The organism is Tenacibaculum soleae (assembly GCF_001693415.1).
GTDB lineage: Bacteria > Bacteroidota > Bacteroidia > Flavobacteriales > Flavobacteriaceae > Polaribacter > Polaribacter soleae.
In genome coordinates, this window is the sequence record NZ_MAKX01000001.1 from 938,440 (window position 1) to 956,098 (window position 17,659).

At 29.8% G+C, this 17,659-nt stretch carries 19 protein-coding genes; all 19 read left to right on the plus strand.

Going from position 1 to position 17,659, the window contains the following annotated elements; all coding sequences use genetic code 11:
- The first annotated feature begins 198 nt into the window (after positions 1–198).
- Positions 199–2,382 carry a fasciclin domain-containing protein gene (locus tag BA195_RS14530; protein ID WP_245662315.1) on the plus strand — a complete coding sequence of 728 codons (2,184 nt, stop codon included), beginning with the start codon at positions 199–201 and terminating at the stop codon, positions 2,380–2,382.
- A gap of 66 nt (positions 2,383–2,448) precedes the next feature.
- Positions 2,449–3,915 carry a phytoene desaturase family protein gene (locus tag BA195_RS04365; protein WP_068702799.1) on the plus strand — a complete coding sequence of 489 codons (1,467 nt, stop codon included), beginning with the start codon at positions 2,449–2,451 and terminating at the stop codon, positions 3,913–3,915.
- A 2-nt stretch (positions 3,916–3,917) separates the two neighbouring features.
- Positions 3,918–4,763, plus strand: coding sequence for a phytoene/squalene synthase family protein (locus BA195_RS04370; RefSeq protein ID WP_068702802.1), 846 nt, complete (start codon positions 3,918–3,920; stop codon positions 4,761–4,763).
- Complete coding sequence (locus tag BA195_RS04375; RefSeq protein WP_068702803.1) at positions 4,763–5,206, plus strand: hypothetical protein; 444 nt, start codon at positions 4,763–4,765, stop codon at positions 5,204–5,206. The genes BA195_RS04370 and BA195_RS04375 overlap by 1 nt, the downstream gene beginning before the upstream one ends.
- Positions 5,203–5,658, plus strand: coding sequence for a sterol desaturase family protein (locus BA195_RS04380; protein ID WP_068702804.1), 456 nt, complete (start codon positions 5,203–5,205; stop codon positions 5,656–5,658). Before BA195_RS04375 ends, BA195_RS04380 begins: the two co-directional genes overlap by 4 nt.
- Complete coding sequence (locus BA195_RS14605) at positions 5,655–6,815, plus strand: lycopene cyclase domain-containing protein (RefSeq protein WP_338116833.1); 1,161 nt, start codon at positions 5,655–5,657, stop codon at positions 6,813–6,815. Before BA195_RS04380 ends, BA195_RS14605 begins: the two co-directional genes overlap by 4 nt.
- A 4-nt stretch (positions 6,816–6,819) precedes the next feature.
- Complete coding sequence (locus BA195_RS04390) at positions 6,820–7,473, plus strand: TetR family transcriptional regulator C-terminal domain-containing protein (protein WP_068702808.1); 654 nt, start codon at positions 6,820–6,822, stop codon at positions 7,471–7,473.
- Positions 7,470–8,780, plus strand: coding sequence for an ABC1 kinase family protein (locus tag BA195_RS04395; protein WP_068702810.1), 1,311 nt, complete (start codon positions 7,470–7,472; stop codon positions 8,778–8,780). The genes BA195_RS04390 and BA195_RS04395 overlap by 4 nt, the downstream gene beginning before the upstream one ends.
- Entirely contained in the window at positions 8,780–9,391 is a 612-nt protein-coding gene (locus tag BA195_RS04400; RefSeq protein ID WP_068702812.1) for a flavin reductase family protein, read from the plus strand. The genes BA195_RS04395 and BA195_RS04400 overlap by 1 nt, the downstream gene beginning before the upstream one ends.
- The gene (locus BA195_RS04405) at positions 9,392–10,807 is read left to right on the plus strand and encodes an SDR family oxidoreductase (RefSeq protein ID WP_068702814.1); all 1,416 of its coding nucleotides are present in this window, start codon (positions 9,392–9,394) and stop codon (positions 10,805–10,807) included.
- 6 nt (positions 10,808–10,813) lie between these two features.
- Positions 10,814–10,951, plus strand: a complete 138-nt coding sequence (locus BA195_RS14165) for a DUF2256 domain-containing protein (RefSeq protein ID WP_084443058.1) — start codon at positions 10,814–10,816, stop codon at positions 10,949–10,951.
- Positions 10,924–12,213 (plus strand): DASH family cryptochrome, encoded by a 1,290-nt coding sequence (locus BA195_RS04410; protein WP_068702816.1) that lies wholly within the window; start codon positions 10,924–10,926, stop codon positions 12,211–12,213. Before BA195_RS14165 ends, BA195_RS04410 begins: the two co-directional genes overlap by 28 nt.
- Positions 12,210–13,745: a cryptochrome/photolyase family protein gene (locus BA195_RS04415; RefSeq protein ID WP_068702818.1), complete on the plus strand. Its 1,536-nt coding sequence runs from the start codon at positions 12,210–12,212 to the stop codon at positions 13,743–13,745. Before BA195_RS04410 ends, BA195_RS04415 begins: the two co-directional genes overlap by 4 nt.
- A 70-nt stretch (positions 13,746–13,815) precedes the next feature.
- Entirely contained in the window at positions 13,816–15,282 is a 1,467-nt protein-coding gene (locus tag BA195_RS04420; RefSeq protein WP_141677647.1) for a cryptochrome/deoxyribodipyrimidine photo-lyase family protein, read from the plus strand.
- Positions 15,283–15,422: 140 nt separating this feature from the next.
- The gene (locus tag BA195_RS04425; protein ID WP_068702825.1) at positions 15,423–15,689 is read left to right on the plus strand and encodes a TIGR03643 family protein; all 267 of its coding nucleotides are present in this window, start codon (positions 15,423–15,425) and stop codon (positions 15,687–15,689) included.
- A gap of 5 nt (positions 15,690–15,694) precedes the next feature.
- The gene (locus BA195_RS04430) at positions 15,695–16,105 is read left to right on the plus strand and encodes a 6-pyruvoyl trahydropterin synthase family protein (protein ID WP_068702826.1); all 411 of its coding nucleotides are present in this window, start codon (positions 15,695–15,697) and stop codon (positions 16,103–16,105) included.
- On the plus strand, positions 16,068–16,763 hold the full coding sequence (gene folE / locus BA195_RS04435; RefSeq protein WP_068702827.1) for a GTP cyclohydrolase I FolE: 696 nt from the start codon (positions 16,068–16,070) through the stop codon (positions 16,761–16,763). Before BA195_RS04430 ends, folE begins: the two co-directional genes overlap by 38 nt.
- The gene (locus tag BA195_RS04440; protein WP_068702828.1) at positions 16,760–16,984 is read left to right on the plus strand and encodes a hypothetical protein; all 225 of its coding nucleotides are present in this window, start codon (positions 16,760–16,762) and stop codon (positions 16,982–16,984) included. Before folE ends, BA195_RS04440 begins: the two co-directional genes overlap by 4 nt.
- The gene (locus BA195_RS04445) at positions 16,981–17,658 is read left to right on the plus strand and encodes an SDR family NAD(P)-dependent oxidoreductase (protein ID WP_068702829.1); all 678 of its coding nucleotides are present in this window, start codon (positions 16,981–16,983) and stop codon (positions 17,656–17,658) included. The genes BA195_RS04440 and BA195_RS04445 overlap by 4 nt, the downstream gene beginning before the upstream one ends.
- Position 17,659 lies beyond the last annotated feature (1 nt).

Below are 17,659 nucleotides of genomic sequence, written 5' to 3' on the forward strand. Positions count from 1 at the left end.
ATTTATTTTCTAACAATCATTTTTTTTGATCAAACATCAAACTGTTTATCTTTTTAGATAAAACAATAAACAAAAAATGTTTGCGGTAGCTGAAAAGCAAACTATAAAAAACTAAAGAGTAAGCATTAATTTAATTTTAAAATTATGAAATTCAAAAGTTTATCAGTCTTGTTTCTAAGCCTTTTTGTAGGTTTAACAATGTTTACATCGTGTGATGACGATAATGATTCTATACCAAAAAGAGAGAGTATTGTTGAGATAGCGTCAAAAAATACAGATTTAAGTATTTTAGTAGCAGCTCTGCAAAAAGCAGATCTAGTTTCAGCAATAGATACCGATGGTCCTTTTACCGTTTTTGCACCGACAAATGAGGCATTTCAAGGGTTATTAGATTCAAATAATTCATGGAATTCGTTAGAAGATATTCCAGATGCTACATTAAAAGCAGTGCTTTTATACCATGTGGTTTCAGCGCAAGCACTTTCAACTGACTTATCAAACAATCAAGAAATAACAACTTTAAATGGGGCTAATATTACAATAGATTTATCTTCAGGTGTTATGATTAATACTGGTTCAGGTCAGTCAGTATCAGTAGTTCAAGCTGATGTGTTAGCAGATAACGGTGTTGTACATGTAGTTGATGAAGTAATGTTACCAAATCAATTATTCATGAGTATTGTAGAGATAGCATCTGCTAACAATAGCTTTTCAACATTAGTTGCGGCTTTGCAAAGAGCAGATTTAGTTTCAACATTGCAAGGTGATGGTCCATTTACTGTTTTTGCACCAACGAATGATGCTTTTCAGAAGCTTTTAGATTCTAATAACTCTTGGAATTCATTAGAAGATATTCCAGTAGAAACTTTAAAATCAGTATTATTATATCATGTAGTAGGAGCTCAAGCTTTTTCTGGTGATTTATCAGATGGACAGGAAATAACAACAGTAGAAACAAGTACTGTAACTGTTGATTTAAGCAACGGAGTAAAATTAACTACAGGAGCAGGGCAATCAGTAGCTGTTACAACAGCAGATATTCAAGCTTCTAATGGTGTTATACATATAATTGATGATGTGATGTTAATGTCACCTTTATTTGATAGTATTGTGGAAATAGCATCAGGAAATGATAACTTTACTACATTAGTTGCGGCTTTGCAAAAAGCAGATTTAGTATCAGCTTTACAAGCAGATGGGCCTTTTACAGTATTTGCACCAACAAATGATGCTTTTCAAGCATTGTTAGATTCTAAACCAGAATGGAACTCATTAGACGATATTCCTGTAGAAACATTAAAGTCAGTTTTATTGTATCATGTGGTAGGAGCTGAAGCTTTTTCAAGTGATTTGTCAGATGGACAAGAAATATCAACTTTAGCAGATGTTAATGTAACTATTGATTTATCAAACGGAGTAGAATTAATTACAGAAGCAGGCCAGTCAGTAGCTGTTACAACTGCAGATTTACAAGCAATAAATGGAGTTGTTCATGTTGTAGATGCTGTTATGTTACCAATGGTAATTCAAGATATTACAGAGTTAGCAATTACAAATTCAAATTTGTCAACACTTGTAGCTGCTTTACAAAAAGCAGATTTAGTATCGGCTTTACAAGCAGATGGGCCTTTTACAGTATTTGCGCCAACAAATGATGCTTTTCAAGCTTTATTAGATTCGAATAGCTCTTGGAATTCATTAGATGATATTCCTGTTGAAACTTTGAAATCAGTATTGTTATATCATGTTTTAGGGAGTAAAGTAATGTCTAGTGATTTATCAGATACTTATGTAAATACGTTGGCAACCGGACCAGATACTAAAAACTTATCACTTCAAGTAGAGGTAACTGGAGGGGTTGAGTTTAACGGAGACGCTAAGCCTGTAGCAATAGATATAATGGCAACAAATGGTGTTGTTCATGTGATTGATAAAGTAATGCTACCAGCTGATATTGTAACTGTTGCGTTAAATAATGCAGGTTTTTCAACTTTAGTTGCAGCTTTAACAGATGACAGACATACAACAGATTTTGTTGCTTTATTACGCGCCGATGGTCCATACACAGTATTTGCACCAACAAATGATGCTTTTCAAGCTTTGTTAGATTCAAATGATACTTGGAATGGTTTGGGAGATATTCCTATAGCAACTTTAGATGCAGTGTTAAGGTATCATGTTTTCGCTGGTGGTAATGTGCAATCATCACAATTAACGGATGACCAAGAGATAACTATGTTTGATGGAAACATGCTAACAGTAGATCTTTCTAGTGGTGCTAAGTTAGATACTGCGTCAGGGCAATCGGTAATGATTTCTGTAGTAGATGTACAAGGAACTAACGGGGTTATCCATGCAGTAGATACTGTTTTACTACCATAAAAAATAAAAAAAAACACAAGTGTAATATTGCTTGTGTTTTTTTACTATATTTAAAAAACTTCAAAATTGAAAAAAAAAGTATATATAATAGGTTCGGGTTTTTCTTCTTTATCAGCTTCATGTTATCTTGCAAAAGCAGGGTTTGATGTAGTTGTATTAGAAAAAAATAATACAATTGGAGGTCGAGCTAGACAGTTAAAAAAAGAAGGTTTTACTTTTGATATTGGGCCTACTTGGTATTGGATGCCAGATGTTTTTGAGAAATTTTTTGCTGATTTTGGAAAAAAGCCTTCAGATTATTATAAATTAGAAAGATTAACACCTGCTTATCAAGTATATTTTGATAAACAAGATTCAGTAACAGTCCCTAGTACCTTAGAAGAAATTTATCAAATATTCGAAACTGAAGAAAAAGGTAGTTCAAAGCATTTAAAATCTTTTTTAAAATCAGCAAAGTATAATTATGATGTTTCAATAAATGATTTAGTTTATAAACCAGGAGTTTCACCTTTAGAATTAGTAACTCCTGTAACTATTGGTAAAATAACACAGTTTTTTTCAAGTATAAGAACGCAAGTCAGAAAAAAAATTAAAAGTAAAAGATTAATTCAAATTTTAGAATTTCCGGTTTTATTTTTAGGTGCAAAACCGAGTAATACACCAGCTTTTTATAATTTTATGAATTGGGCTGATTTTGGATTAGGTACTTGGCATCCCAAAGGAGGTATGTATGAGGTTATTGATGCTATGGAAACTTTAGCAAAAAGTTTAGGTGTAGTATTTAAAACTAACGCAAACGTTCAGGAAATTGTAGTAAATGAAATAGGCGAGTCAATTGGTTTAATTGTAAATAATGAATTTGTAGACTCAGATATAGTTTTAAGTGGTGCAGATTATCATCACACTGAAACATTATTGCCAAAAGAATTTAGGCAGTATTCTGAATCGTATTGGGATAAAAAAATATTTGCACCTTCTTCATTGTTGTTTTATGTTGGTTTTGATAAAAAACTAGAAAACGTATGCCATCATACGTTGTTTTTTGATACAGATTTCGATGAGCATGCAAGAACAATTTATGATAATCCGAGTTGGCCAAAAAAACCATTGTTTTATGCTAGTTTCCCATCAATTACAGATGATTTTTTCGCGCCAAGCGGTAAAGAAGCTGCAACATTTTTAATTCCACTTGCACCAGGAATAGAAGATACACCTCAGATTAGAGAAAAATATTTTAATTTAATTATCGAAAGGTTAGAAAAGTTAACGGGTCAATCTGTAAAAGAACACTTAATTTTCAAAGAAAGTTTTTGTGTAAATGATTTTGTAAAAGATTATAATTCATACAAAGGTAACGCTTATGGGTTGGCAAATATCTTGACACAAACAGCCTTTTTACGACCAAAAATTAAGAGTAAAAAAGTAGATAATTTATTTTTTACAGGGCAGTTAACAGTGCCAGGACCAGGAGTGCCTCCGTCATTAATTTCAGGAAAAATTGCTTCAGATTTAATTATTAAAAACCACCATTAATTATGAAAAAACAACTGTTTGATGAAGTTTCTTATGCAAGTAGTAAGCTAGTAACAAAAAGTTATAGTACATCTTTTTCGTTGGCTACAAGAATGCTAGCACCAAGTATTAGAGGAGCTATTTATAATATTTATGGCTTTGTTCGGTTTGCTGATGAAATTGTAGACTCTTTTCATGAATTTGATAAAGAGACGCTATTATTAGCGTTTGAAAACGATTACTACTCAGCTAAAAAAAGTGGTATTAGTTTAAACCCTATTGTAAACTCTTTTATCCATACCGTTAATAAATATAATATACCAAATAGTATGGTTGAGGCTTTCTTAAAAAGCATGAAGGCAGATTTGTATAAGACAGAATATCAAACAGAAGATGAGTATAAGGACTATATTTATGGTTCGGCAGATGTTGTTGGTTTAATGTGTTTAAAAGTTTTTGTTAATGGGAATCAACAAAAATATGACGAACTTAAAGATGCAGCACAGCGGTTAGGATCTGCGTTTCAAAAAGTGAATTTTTTACGTGATTTAAAAGATGATTTTGAAGAGTTAAATCGTTCATATTTTCCAAATGTGAATTTTGGTGATTTTAACCAGCAATCAAAAGAAGAAATTATAAAAGATATTGAAGCAGATTTTGAATATGCCTTTAAAAATGGAATTTTAAAATTACCTGTTGAAGCAAAGTTTGGTGTATATATGGCTTACCGATATTATAATAGATTGTTGAAAAAGTTAAAAGCTGTACACCATACCGAAATTATGGAAACAAGAGTGCGTATTTCAAATTCAATGAAGCTAAATTTACTAGCCAGAAGTTATGTAAAGTATAAACTAAATTTAATTTAATGAATTTAAATTTTTTATTACTGTTATGTTTTTTTTTAGTTAATTATCAAGATGTCACCCCAGATTATGTTGTTAAATATCATAGTGTCTTATCTAAAAAAGATGAGTTGAGGTATATTGAAACATATCAAGAAAATAAAGACATAAATATACATGCATATGTAATTTCACTACAAATGAAACAAGCAAAGTATAAAACTTTTCCTTGGAGTAAATTAAGTATTTTTAACAAAGAAAAGAAGAGGTTAGATGAGTTGATTAAAACTCATCCTAACAATATCCATTTAAGATATGTTAGATTAGTTATACAAGAAAAAACTCCTAAAATTTTAGGATATAATAAAAAAATACAAGAAGATAAATCATTCTTGAAAATAATGCTTAAAAAGAAAGATAGCTCTGATTATTTAGATAAATTTATCATTAAAAATACTTCACTATGATTTTGTTTTACTACATGTTAATTACACTAGCTGTGTTTATAATAATGGAAGGGGTTACTTGGTGTACCCATAAATACATAATGCATGGCTTCGGCTGGTTTTTACACGAAGATCATCATCAGCCAGGATATCCACATGTTTTTGAAAAAAATGATGCCTTTTTTGTTGTATTTGCAACGCCCAGTATTATGCTTTTTTATTTTGGAATTAGACCGGAACTAAATTACATGTTTTTCATAGGGTTGGGTATCTTATTATATGGATTAGCCTATTTTTTAGTACATGATGTTTTAATTCATAGACGATTTAAATGGTTTAAAAACACCAATAATCAATACTTAAAAGGATTAAGAAAAGCACACAAAATTCACCATAAACATTTAGGTAAACCAGATGGTGAATGTTTCGGAATGTTATTTGTACCTTTTAAATATTTTAAAAAAAGACAATGAGTCAATATTTATATCTCATATTAACATTAGGTAGTTTAAGTATTCCGTTATTGTATAGTATAATTGAAAAAAAATTCCATTTTATTCAATACTTTAAACAAGCTTTTATAAGTATATTATTGGTTGCAATTCCTTTTTTAATTTGGGACGGATTGTTTACAAAATACGGAGTTTGGGGGTTTAATTCAAATTATCATTTATCAATAGAAATTTTTAAAATGCCTATTGAAGAATGGTTGTTTTTCTTTTGTATTCCCTACGCTTGTTTGTTTACTCATGAAGTATTAAAATATTTAGTACCCAAATTCAAATTATCTAAAGGGGCGGCAATAATTATCAGTTTTTTATTGATTCTTACAGCATTAGTTTTATTGATTTTTAATTTCGGAAAACTATATACAACGATAAACTTTATACTCTTTTTAGTATTAATTTTTTACGGATTAAGATATCATTTAACAACATTACAAGAGTATTTTCCTAGTTTTTTAGTCATCCTAATTCCATTTTTAATCGTAAACGGAATTTTAACAGGGAGCTTTATAGATGAACCAGTTGTTTGGTATAACAATGCTGAGAATTTAAATTTTAGATTGTTTACAATTCCATTTGAAGATGTTTTTTACGCATTTAGCATGTTGTTTTCAGCACAATTGATATTCAATTATTTAAAAATTAAAAAGTTTGAACAAAATAAATATATACGGTTTTTATTATTTCTAGTAGTTAATTTTTTAGCATTAGGTATAGGAACTTTGTTAATGGAAAATGGCCCTCAAAAAGATTGGTATCTTTCTTTAAATAAAGCACCATGGACACCCGAAGGTTGGGTTTTCGGAGCGGCTTGGACAACAATAATGTTATTGTTTTCATTTTATATGACCAAATTAAGTTTCGAGTATAAAATTTTAGATAAAAAATTACTTCTACTATATACAACTCAGTGGATTCTAAATGTAAGTTGGAATTACTTTTTTTTCAACCAGCAATTAACAATTGTTGCCCTAATTTCAATCACTTTATTATGGTTGTTAATCGGCTATTTTACGTTTGAACACTTAAAAAGATTAAAATTATTCACATTACTAATACTTCCGTACTTAATATGGATGACTATTGCAACAAGTTTAAACGCGTATATCGTATTTAATAATTAAGATTATGGCAAAAAAAAAGAATATTACCCAAGAGAAAATAGTAGAATGGTATATGAACTCAGTTTTAATATCAGGAAAACCATCTTCTATTTATTCATTTGCAGAAGATAATAATTTTGAAGAGTCAGAGTTTTACAAGCACTATTCAAGTTTTGAAAGTTTAGAAAAATCAATTTTCGCAATTTTTGCAAAAGAAACAATTCATTTATTGCATAAAACCGAAGCTTACAAAGAGTATTCATCAAAAGATAAATTACTAAGCTTCTATTATACTTTCTTTGAATTGTTAACAGCAAACAGATCTTACGTTTTGTTTCAGTTTAAAGATGTGAAATCAAACTTTTCAAAATTATCAATGTTAAAAAAATTACGAACAGAGTTTGTACATTTTGTAAGTGGTATTAGTTTAGAGAAAATAGATTTTAAGAATGATAAAGTAAACGAAATTCAAGATAAAACAATCTCAGAAGGTTATTGGATTCAGTTATTAATGGTGCTGAAATTTTGGATTGATGATGAGTCATCAAACTTTGAAAAAACGGATGTATTTATAGAGAAATCGGTTAAAGCGAGTTTTGATATTCAGCAAATTGCACCTGTAAAGAGTGTAATAGATTTAGCAAAGTTTTTGTGGAAAGAAAAAGGAGCATCTGTATGAAAAGGCTAGACAAAATACCCACATCTAAAATAGAAAGAGCAACCAAATTAGTTACTACAGGAATTAAAGTAGGAGTAAACTATGCTAAATACTATGGAAATAAAATAACAAAAAGTGAAGAAGAAGCACGAAATCAATTAAATGAAGACAATGCAACTGATATTTACGACGGTTTAAAAGAATTGAAAGGATCGGCATTAAAAGTAGCGCAAATGCTAAGCATGGAAAAAAGCTTGTTGCCAAACGCTTATGTAGAAAAGTTTTCATTATCGCAATTTTCAGTTCCGCCTCTTTCTGGTCCTTTAGTTGTAAAAACATTTCAAAAATATTTTAAGAAAACACCTGAAGAGGTTTTTGATACGTTTACAGTAGCATCTGTAAATGCGGCAAGTATCGGTCAAGTGCATAGAGCTACAGTAAACAATAAAACATTGGCAGTTAAAATTCAATACCCAGGTGTTGCGAATAGTATCTCTACCGATTTAGCAATGGTAAAACCAATTGCAATGAAAATGTTTAATATAAAGGGTGAAGGTTCTGATGAGTATTTTAAAGAGGTTGAAAATAAATTATTAGAAGAAACTAATTATATACTAGAATTAGCTCAAAGTAATGAGATAGCAAATGCATGTAATAAGATACCAAACTTAAAATTTCCGAAGTATTACGAAGAATTCTCTTCTGATCGAATTTTAACGATGGATTGGATGGATGGCGTTCACCTTTCTGAGTTTACCCAAAAAGGATTGAATCAAGAAACGTCAAACAAGTTAGGACAAGCATTATGGGATTTTTACATGTACCAATTACATGTCTTAAAAAAAGTACATGCCGACCCTCATCCTGGTAATTTTTTGGTTTCACCAGAAAACGATCTAATTGTTATTGATTTTGGGTGTATGAAAGAGGTTCCTCAAAGTTTTTATGTACCATATTTCGAATTAGCAGTGCGAGATAATATCGATAATCCAGCTTTTTTTGAAAGCAAGTTATATGAATTAGAAATTTTAAGAAAGGATGATACTGAGGAAGAAATAATCTTTTTTAAAGAATTGTTTTATGAGATGCTATCTTTATTTACGCAGCCGTTTCAACAAGAAGAATTTGATTTTTCTGATGAAAATTTCTTCGGTAAAATAGCAGCGTTAGGCGAGAAATATTCTAAAAGTACAGAGTTGAAAAAAATGAATGGAAATAGAGGCTCAAAGCATTTTATTTACATTAACAGAACATTCTTTGGGCTGTATAATTTAATGCACGATTTAAAAGCTACAAATATTAAAATTAATAATTATAAAAATATATAATGCATTTATCTAGAGCGGCAATAGATGAGATGGGGCATCTATACAAAATTAATTTAATGAACAGTATTTCTGGTTATAAACCAGCAAACCTTATTGCTACGAAATCTGAAGATGGAGTAACAAATTTGGCAGTTTTTAGTTCAGTGGTTCATTATGGTTCTAGTCCTGCAATTTTAGGATTTGTATTACGTCCTACCACAGTAGTTCGTAACACATACGACAATATAAAAAAAACAGGTTTTTACACTATAAATGCAATTTGTGAAAGTATAATTGAAGATGCGCACCATACATCAGCGAAATATGAATCAGGAATATCAGAATTTGATAAAACTGATTTATCACCAGAATATAAAGATAATTTTCACGCTCCATACGTAACAGAGTCACCTTTGCAAATAGGAATGAAATTTCTAGAAGAATATCATATAAAAGCAAACGGAACTATTTTGGTTTTAGGAGAAGTAACCGATTTGTATTTTAAAGATTCAATGCTTTCAGAAGATGGTTTTTTAAATCTATCAAAAGAGAAAATTGCAGCAGTAAATGGTTTAGATACCTATATGGTTGCAGAGAAATATAAACGATTATCATATCAAAGACCAAAATAAATGAAAATTCTAATCACAGGAACCACAGGTTATATAGCTAAAAGATTGGTGTTAAAATTGCAAGAAGCAGGACATCAATTGGTGTGTTGTGTGCGTGATTTAAATCGAGTTCCTGATGAAATAGAATATAAAAAAAACATTGAGTTTATAAAAGTAGATTTTTTAAACACCGAGGATGTTGTTTTTCCTTCAGATATAGATGTTGCCTATTATTTAATACATTCAATGGCAACTGATGCTATTAATTTTGAGGATTTAGAACAACGTTGCGCTAAAAATTTTAAAAACTTAGTTGAAAAAACGAACTGTAAGCAAGTTGTATATTTAAGTGGTATTGTTAATGATAGTTCTTTATCTAAACACTTAGCTTCTCGTTTTCAGGTTGAGGAGAACTTGCAATCAAAAAAATACGCACTTACAACATTTAGAGCTGGTATTATTGTAGGTAGTGGTAGTGCATCTTTTGAAATTATTAGAGATATTGTAGAGAAATTACCATTAATGGTTACTCCAAAATGGTTAAATACTAAATCACAGCCAATTGCAATTAGAGATGTGTTAGCTTTTTTAGAACGTGCGGTTGGAAATAAAGAATTATACAATAAGTCTTTTGATATATGTGGCACAGAAATACTTACTTATAAGCAAATGCTTTTGCAGTTTGCAGAAGTAAGAGGTTTTAAAAGATACATTTTTACATTACCGTTGTTAACTCCAAAATTATCATCGTATTGGTTGTATTTCGTTACATCAACATCATTTAATTTGGCACAAGCATTAGTGGATAGTATGAAGGTTGAAGTAATTGCTAAAGCGAGTAATATTAATCAACTTTTAGATATAAAGCCTATTTGTTATAAAGAAGCAGTAAAATTAGCATTTCAAAGAATAGAACAAAACGCTGTTGTATCAAGTTGGAAAGATGCAATTAGTAGCGGTATTTTTAAAGACCAATTGTCTGATCATATTCAAATGCCACAGTATGGTTGTTTTAAAGACATTCGTTCTGTAAAAATCACAGACGAAGACCTTACAATAAGCAAAATTTGGTCTATCGGAGGTAAAAATGGATGGTATAGCTTTAATGGCTTGTGGAAAATAAGAGGGTATATAGATAAGATATTTGGAGGTGTAGGTTTACGAAGAGGGCGTAGGCATCCAACAGAATTAGAACCAGGAGATGCTTTAGACTTTTGGAGAGTATTGTTAGCTGATAAAAAAAGTAAAAGGTTGCTTCTTTTTGCAGAAATGAAACTTCCAGGTGAGGCTTGGTTAGAGTTTAAAATTGAAAATGATATTTTATACCAGAAAGCAGTGTTTAGACCTAAAGGTATACTTGGTAGAGTGTATTGGTATGCTGTACTTCCTTTTCATGGTTTAATTTTTAAAGAACTTATACGTTTTTTATCCAAATAATTTTTTTTGAAAAAACAACATTTGCCATCTAAAATATGTAAAGTATGTGAGTTACCTTTTTTTTGGAGAAAAAAATGGGAAAAAAATTGGGAATATGTTAAGTATTGTAGTAAGAGATGCAGGAAAAGCAAGAATGTACTTTAGTTTGGTTTCGTAATGATTTACGGATAAATAATAATGAACTACTTAAAAAAGCAATTGCTACTCAAAAAAATATTATAGCTATTTATATTTTTGATGATGTGCTTTTTGAAAAGCAATATTCCTTTGTTAGAACTGGAAAGTTTAGAACTTCTTTTTTAATAGAAACATTAATTGAGCTTGAAGAAAACTTAGCAATTTATAATATTCCGTTATTAGTTTTTTTTAAATCAATAATTTGTGAGTTAAAAAAACTAAAAAGTAGGTTTTTGGTTAAGAATATAGTACTTCAAGAAGATTCTACTTTTGATGAGCGAAAAACTGAAAAAAAAGTTTTAAAAGAATTTTCTGAAGAAACACAAGTATTAAAAGTTTCAAACCAGTATTTGTATAATCCATCACAAATTGATGCTGTTTTTAAAAACGGAATTCCAAAATCATTTTCCTCTTTTAGAAAAATAGTTGAAAAGAAATTAAAGGTTGAAAAAAATGTGGTATACCAGATTCCAGAGCAAAAAAGACTATGTGTGTCGAATTTAAAATTCCCAAAAACCACACATTTTAAAACGCCATCTTTTTCTGCATTTCCTTTTAAAGGCGGAGAAAATGAAGCCATAAAACGTGTAAAATCTTATTTTTTTAAAACAGAAGCGGTTTTAAATTATAAGCAAACCAGAAATCAATTATTAGGTGCAAATTATAGTACCAAATTATCAAGCTGGTTAGCTAATGGCTCTGTAAGTGCTAAGACTATTTATTGGGAGTTGAAGGGGTTTGAAGAAAGTGTAGGTAAAAATGATTCAACTTATTGGGTTTATTTAGAACTGCTTTGGAGAGATTTTTTTAAGCACACGGCACGTTATCAAGGGATTAAAATATTTACTCTCGGCGGAATTCAGGATAAAGAAATTTTAAATTCTACAAAAGATGCTTTATTAATTCAGAGTTGGATTGATGGAAAAACAGCTAGTGATTTTGTAAATGCCAATATGATTGAGCTAAAATATACAGGTTTTATGAGTAATAGAGGAAGGCAAAATACAGCGTCTTATTTTATACATGAATTAAATCAAGACTGGCGAGTTGGAGCAGCTTATTTTGAATCTATATTACTTGATTATGACCCTCATAGTAATTATGGAAATTGGATGTATATCGCTGGTGTAGGAAATAGTGCTCAACAAAAAAAGTTTGATGTGGTTTGGCAAGCAAATACATATGATGTTAACAGAGAGTTTACGAATAAATGGATAAATTTTAGATGAATAAAGTATTACGAATTATTTTAGGAGATCAATTAAATGAAAATCATAGTTGGTTTAAAGAGCGTGAAGAGCATGTTGTATATGCAATGTTTGAATTAAAACAAGAAGCGAACTATGTTAAACATCATATCCAAAAGTTGGTTGGCTTTTTGTTAGCAATGAGAAATTTTGCAAATCAGCTAACCTCTAAAGGGTTTAATGTTGAGTATTTTAAAATATCGGATACTCATAATTCACAAAATTTCATTGATAATATTATCTTTTTAATTAATAAACATCAAATTACTAAGGTGCAGTATCAGTTGCCCGATGAGCATCGTTTGGATAGTTATTTAAAAAAAGAGTTCGCAAAATTGTCTATATCAATTGAGGTTTTTGATACAGAGCATTTTTACACATCAAGAGAAGAATTAGTTAGTTTTTCAGAAGGTAGAAAAAAAACGGTAATGGAAGATTTTTACCGATACATGCGTAAAAAACACCATGTTTTAGTAGAAAATCAAAAACCAATTGGAGGTAAGTGGAATTATGATGCTTTAAATAGAAAAAAATGGAACGAAGATGAATTAATTCCGTTGCCTTATGAACCTAATAATAATTGTGTAGATATTATAAAGGAGATAACCGACGCTAATATTAAGACTTTTGGTAAAGTTGGTGCTGAGTTTAATTATCCTATTTCAAGAGCGCAAGCATTAATGCAATTAAATTATTTTTGTGTTTATTTGTTGCCTTTTTTTGGAGATTATCAAGATGCAATGCATACTTCTCAAGATTTTTTATATCATTCAAAATTATCATTTGCATTAAATATAAAATTAATTAGCCCTAGAGAAGTGGTCAAAGCTGTAGAGGATACCTTTTATAAAAGTAAGGATATTCATATATCACAGGCCGAAGGTTTTATAAGGCAAATTTTAGGATGGAGAGAATATATGCGAGGTATGTACTGGCAGCTGGGAGAAGATTTTAAGAAACAAAATTTTTTTAGCAATACAGCAAAATTACCAGAGTTTTATTGGACAGGAGATACTAAAATGAATTGCTTAAAGCAATCTTTAAAAAATTCCTTAGAAAACTCATATGCACATCACATTCAGCGTTTAATGATTTTGGGTAATTTTGCGTTACTGCTAGGTGTGCATCCCGATGAGGTTGATTTTTGGTTTTTAGGTGTTTATGTCGATGCTATTGAATGGGTTCAGTTACCAAATACAAGGGGAATGAGTCAGTTTGCTGATGGTGGATCTATTGCAACAAAACCTTACGTTTCTAGTGCTAGTTATATTAATAAAATGAGTAATTACTGTAAATCATGCAGTTACAATTATAAAACAAAAACAGATAACGATTCTTGCCCGTTTAATACTTTGTATTGGAACTTTTTAGATGCTAATAAACCGTTATTAGAAAAAAATCATAGAATGCGCATGATGTATAGCTTGCTTAACAAGATGCAATTAAAAACTCAAGATTTTACTAAGATTTTAGAAAAAGCAGCTGCTATTAAGTTGAATATCAGTGATTATTAAATTTTGTTTATTTTTTTAAACAAAACATTAAACAAAATTTCGTATATTTGATTCAACTTAAAATATTGAATTGAAAAATAAAGAGCAAATATCTGTAGTATGGTTAAAAAGAGATCTTCGTTTAAACGATAATGAAGCTATTTTTAATGCCATAAGCTCAAAAAATAGAGTTTTGTTTGTTTATCTTTTTGAAGATAGTTTACAAGAAGATTTACATTATTCTGAGCGACATTGGAACTTTATAAAACAGTCTTTAGTAGATCTTAATACTAACTTAAAGCAGTACAACACAAAAGTTTTAACCGTTCAATCTGAGGTTTTATCTTTCTTTAGGTATGCGTTGTTAAAATTAAATATCACAGAAATTTTTTCACACATAGAAACAGGTATTTTAAAAACTTACGAGAGAGATAAAGTAGTAAAAAGGTTTTGCCGAAATAACACTATCAATTGGGTAGAGAATGTACATAATGGTGTTTTTAGAGGAAGAGAAAATCGAGATAATTGGCAAGAAGATTGGGAGACTTATATGAATTCTAAGCAATTTGATTTTAATCCAGAACCATCAGTTTTTATAAGTTCACAAGAAATAGATGAGCTCTTTAAAGAGTTAACAACGGTAAGTTTATTAACCGATAATAAGACTCTTTTTCAAAAAGGAGGTAGAAATTTTGCGCTAAAATATGCAAATAGTTTTTTTAATACTAGATATAAAAACTATGCTAAATATATTTCTAAACCAACCGAAGCAAGAGAAAGTTGTAGTAGGTTGTCTCCTTATATTGCTTGGGGTAATGTTTCAATTAGAGAAATTTATCAGAAAGCAAAACAAGTAAAAGCTACGGCTACAAACAAACGTGCTATAGACGGGTTTATATCAAGGTTACGCTGGCAAGCTCATTTTATTCAAAAATTTGAAATGGAATGTGTTATGGAAACCGAAAGTTTAAATAAAGGTTATAAGAAACTCAAAAAAAATATTTCAGATAGTTATATAAAAGCCTGGGAAGAAGGTAATACAGGTATTCCTTTTATAGATGCATGCATGAGGTGTTTAGTAGCTACTGGATATTTAAATTTTAGAATGCGCGCAATGTTAGTTTCTTTTCTTACGCATAATTTATGGCAACCTTGGCAAGAAGCATCTAAACATTTATCTAGATTGTTTTTAGATTTTGAACCAGGTATTCATTTTCCTCAATTACAAATGCAAGCGGGTGAAACGGGTATTAATGCAATAAGAATATATAGTCCTATAAAAAATGGTTTAACTCATGATTCAGACGCTTTGTTTATAACAAAATGGGTACCTGAGTTAAAAAAATTACCATTAGCTTTTAAACATGAGCCTTTTAAAATGACTTTCTTAGAACAAAAATTATATGATTTCGAATTAGGTGATAAGTATCCAAATCCTATTGTTGATATGAAAATTTCGAGAAAAAAAGCATCTGATTTAATTTATGGTATGAGAACTGATCCAGATGTTATAAATGAAAGTTATAGAATCTTAAAAAAACATATTGTAAGGCAATAGCGTCATTTAATTAAGTATGCCTAGATAATTTTTATTAGTACTTTCTAGATTTTTAAAATTAGGAGTAGAAGATTCTGAAATAATAGTTATTGATAGTGTATGTGTGAATTTAAAATGTAAAACAACTCAAAATCATTTTTATGACAGTAATAGAGATAGATAGAATTATTGAAATGGCTTGGGAAGACAGAACTACTTTTGATGCTATTAAGTTTCAATTCGGATTAAAAGAGCAAGAAGTAATTGCTTTAATGAGAAAAGAACTGAAGCTTTCAAGCTTTAAGCTTTGGAGAAAAAGAGTACAAGGTAGGGCTACAAAACATCAAGCTAAAAGAATATTTAATAAAGGTAGATTTAAGTGTAGTAGACAAACAAATATAAGTAATAACAAGATTTCCAAGCGATAAAATAAATGAAAAAAATAGCTATTACAAGAAGAGAGCATTTTAACTCAGCCCATAGACTTCATAATTCTAACTGGTCAATAGAGAAAAATAAAGAAGTATTTGGTAAATGTAATAACGAAAATTACCATGGCCATAATTATGATTTAGAAGTAAGTATTATAGGTGCAATTAATCCAGAAACAGGTTATGTAATTGATACCAAAATACTTTCAAATCATATTAAAAGAGAGATACTAGAGCCTTTTGATCATAGAAATTTAAATCTTGATACCAAGGAGTTTGAATATTTAAATCCAACTGTAGAAAATATAGCAGTAGTAATTTATAATAAGTTAAGAAAAGTAATTAGTAACCATTTAGAAATAAAAATTAAACTTTATGAAACACCTAGAAACTTTGTTGAATATCCCTGCTAAAAATGGTTATAAAGGTTTGTCTGCAGATGAGATAGGAGACAATCACTTATCTGTTGGTATAGATACTCCAATGACACCAGATGCATTTTTAGTTTCAGATGAAGAAAAGAAGCAAAAAATAGCAATGCATTTTAAAGAAATTATGAAAACAATGGGTTTAGACCTAGATGATGATTCTTTAAAAGGCACACCAAATCGATTTGCAAAAATGTATATAGATGAGATTTTTTCAGGATTAAATCCTAAAAATAAGCCTAAAATAGCATTGTTTGACAACAAGTATCAATATAATCAAATGTTGGTAGAAAAAGACATTACTTTTTACTCTAATTGTGAACATCATTTCGTTCCAATAATAGGAAAAGCGCATATAGCTTATATTTCATCGGGTAAAGTAATAGGACTTTCTAAACTGAATAGAATAGTACAATATTTTGCAAAACGTCCACAAGTACAAGAGCGTTTAACAAATCAAATTGCAAAAGAATTAAAAGAAATATTAAATACTGAAAATGTTGCAGTAATAATAGATGCGAAACATTTATGTGTCTCATCCAGAGGGGTAGAAGATAATGCATCATCTACGCTAACCTGTTATTATGGAGGTGTTTTTAATACTTCAGAGAAAATTGTAGAACTTCAAAATTATTTAAAATGAGTACAGTAAATTTAGTAGAACAAGCATTAGATTTTGAAAAAAATTACAAATCTTTTAGAACAAGAAATGAAAAAATATTAGCCTCAAGAAAAGCTAAAGAAATAGTTTTAGCGATAAATGAAATTTACAAGAATAGTAGCGACAAAAAATTAATGGATATAATGAAACGTATTACATTAATTAAACAGAAAGTTGAGAAAAGATTAAAAGGGAGATTATGAAGACTATAGTTGTAGTAGGAGGTAGTTCAGGTGTAGGAAAAGCAGTTGTGAGCAAATTAAAAGAGACTCATAAAATTATAAATATTAGTAGAACCGTACCTGAAGAACACGTAAATGTAAAACATTACTCATGTGATGTTTTGGAAGATGAATTACCTGCTGTAGACGAGGTTCATGGCCTTGTGTATTGTCCTGGGAGTATTAATTTAAAATCATTTACTCGACTTAAAGAAGCTGATTTTAAACAAGATTTTGAAATTAATGTTATTGGAGCTATTAAAACGTTAAAAGCATACGAAAGTAATTTATCGAAAAATAATGGTAGTGTGGTGTTGTTTAGTACTGTAGCAACATCTTTAGGAATGCCATTTCATGCAAGTGTCGCTACAAGTAAATCAGCGGTAGAAGGGTTAACAAAATCATTAGCTGCAGAATATGCAACAAAAATCCGCTTTAACGCAATTGCGCCAACAGTAACAGACACACCGTTAGCAGCTCGTTTATTAAGAAATGAAAAACAGCAAGAAAGTATGCAAGATAGGCATCCGTTAAAAAAGTATTTAAAACCAGAAGAAGTAGCAAGTTTAGCCTGTTACTTATTGTCAGACGATGCGGGTTCAATTACAGGTCAAATTATTCCTTTAGATGCAGGAATTGTAAGTGTTAAAATGTAAA

Coding starts and splice junctions, on each gene's coding strand:
- BA195_RS14530 (WP_245662315.1), top strand. CDS start 199: ATGTTTACATCGTGTGATGACGATAATGATTCTATACCAAAAAGAGAG.
- BA195_RS04370 (WP_068702802.1), top strand. CDS start 3,918: ATGAAAAAACAACTGTTTGATGAAGTTTCTTATGCAAGTAGTAAGCTA.
- BA195_RS04375 (WP_068702803.1), top strand. CDS start 4,763: ATGAATTTAAATTTTTTATTACTGTTATGTTTTTTTTTAGTTAATTAT.
- BA195_RS04380 (WP_068702804.1), top strand. CDS start 5,203: ATGATTTTGTTTTACTACATGTTAATTACACTAGCTGTGTTTATAATA.
- BA195_RS14605 (WP_338116833.1), top strand. CDS start 5,655: ATGAGTCAATATTTATATCTCATATTAACATTAGGTAGTTTAAGTATT.
- BA195_RS04390 (WP_068702808.1), top strand. CDS start 6,820: ATGGCAAAAAAAAAGAATATTACCCAAGAGAAAATAGTAGAATGGTAT.
- BA195_RS04395 (WP_068702810.1), top strand. CDS start 7,470: ATGAAAAGGCTAGACAAAATACCCACATCTAAAATAGAAAGAGCAACC.
- BA195_RS04400 (WP_068702812.1), top strand. CDS start 8,780: ATGCATTTATCTAGAGCGGCAATAGATGAGATGGGGCATCTATACAAA.
- BA195_RS04405 (WP_068702814.1), top strand. CDS start 9,392: ATGAAAATTCTAATCACAGGAACCACAGGTTATATAGCTAAAAGATTG.
- BA195_RS04410 (WP_068702816.1), top strand. CDS start 10,924: ATGCAGGAAAAGCAAGAATGTACTTTAGTTTGGTTTCGTAATGATTTA.
- BA195_RS04415 (WP_068702818.1), top strand. CDS start 12,210: ATGAATAAAGTATTACGAATTATTTTAGGAGATCAATTAAATGAAAAT.
- BA195_RS04425 (WP_068702825.1), top strand. CDS start 15,423: ATGACAGTAATAGAGATAGATAGAATTATTGAAATGGCTTGGGAAGAC.
- BA195_RS04430 (WP_068702826.1), top strand. CDS start 15,695: ATGAAAAAAATAGCTATTACAAGAAGAGAGCATTTTAACTCAGCCCAT.
- folE (WP_068702827.1), top strand. CDS start 16,068: ATGAAACACCTAGAAACTTTGTTGAATATCCCTGCTAAAAATGGTTAT.
- BA195_RS04440 (WP_068702828.1), top strand. CDS start 16,760: ATGAGTACAGTAAATTTAGTAGAACAAGCATTAGATTTTGAAAAAAAT.
- BA195_RS04445 (WP_068702829.1), top strand. CDS start 16,981: ATGAAGACTATAGTTGTAGTAGGAGGTAGTTCAGGTGTAGGAAAAGCA.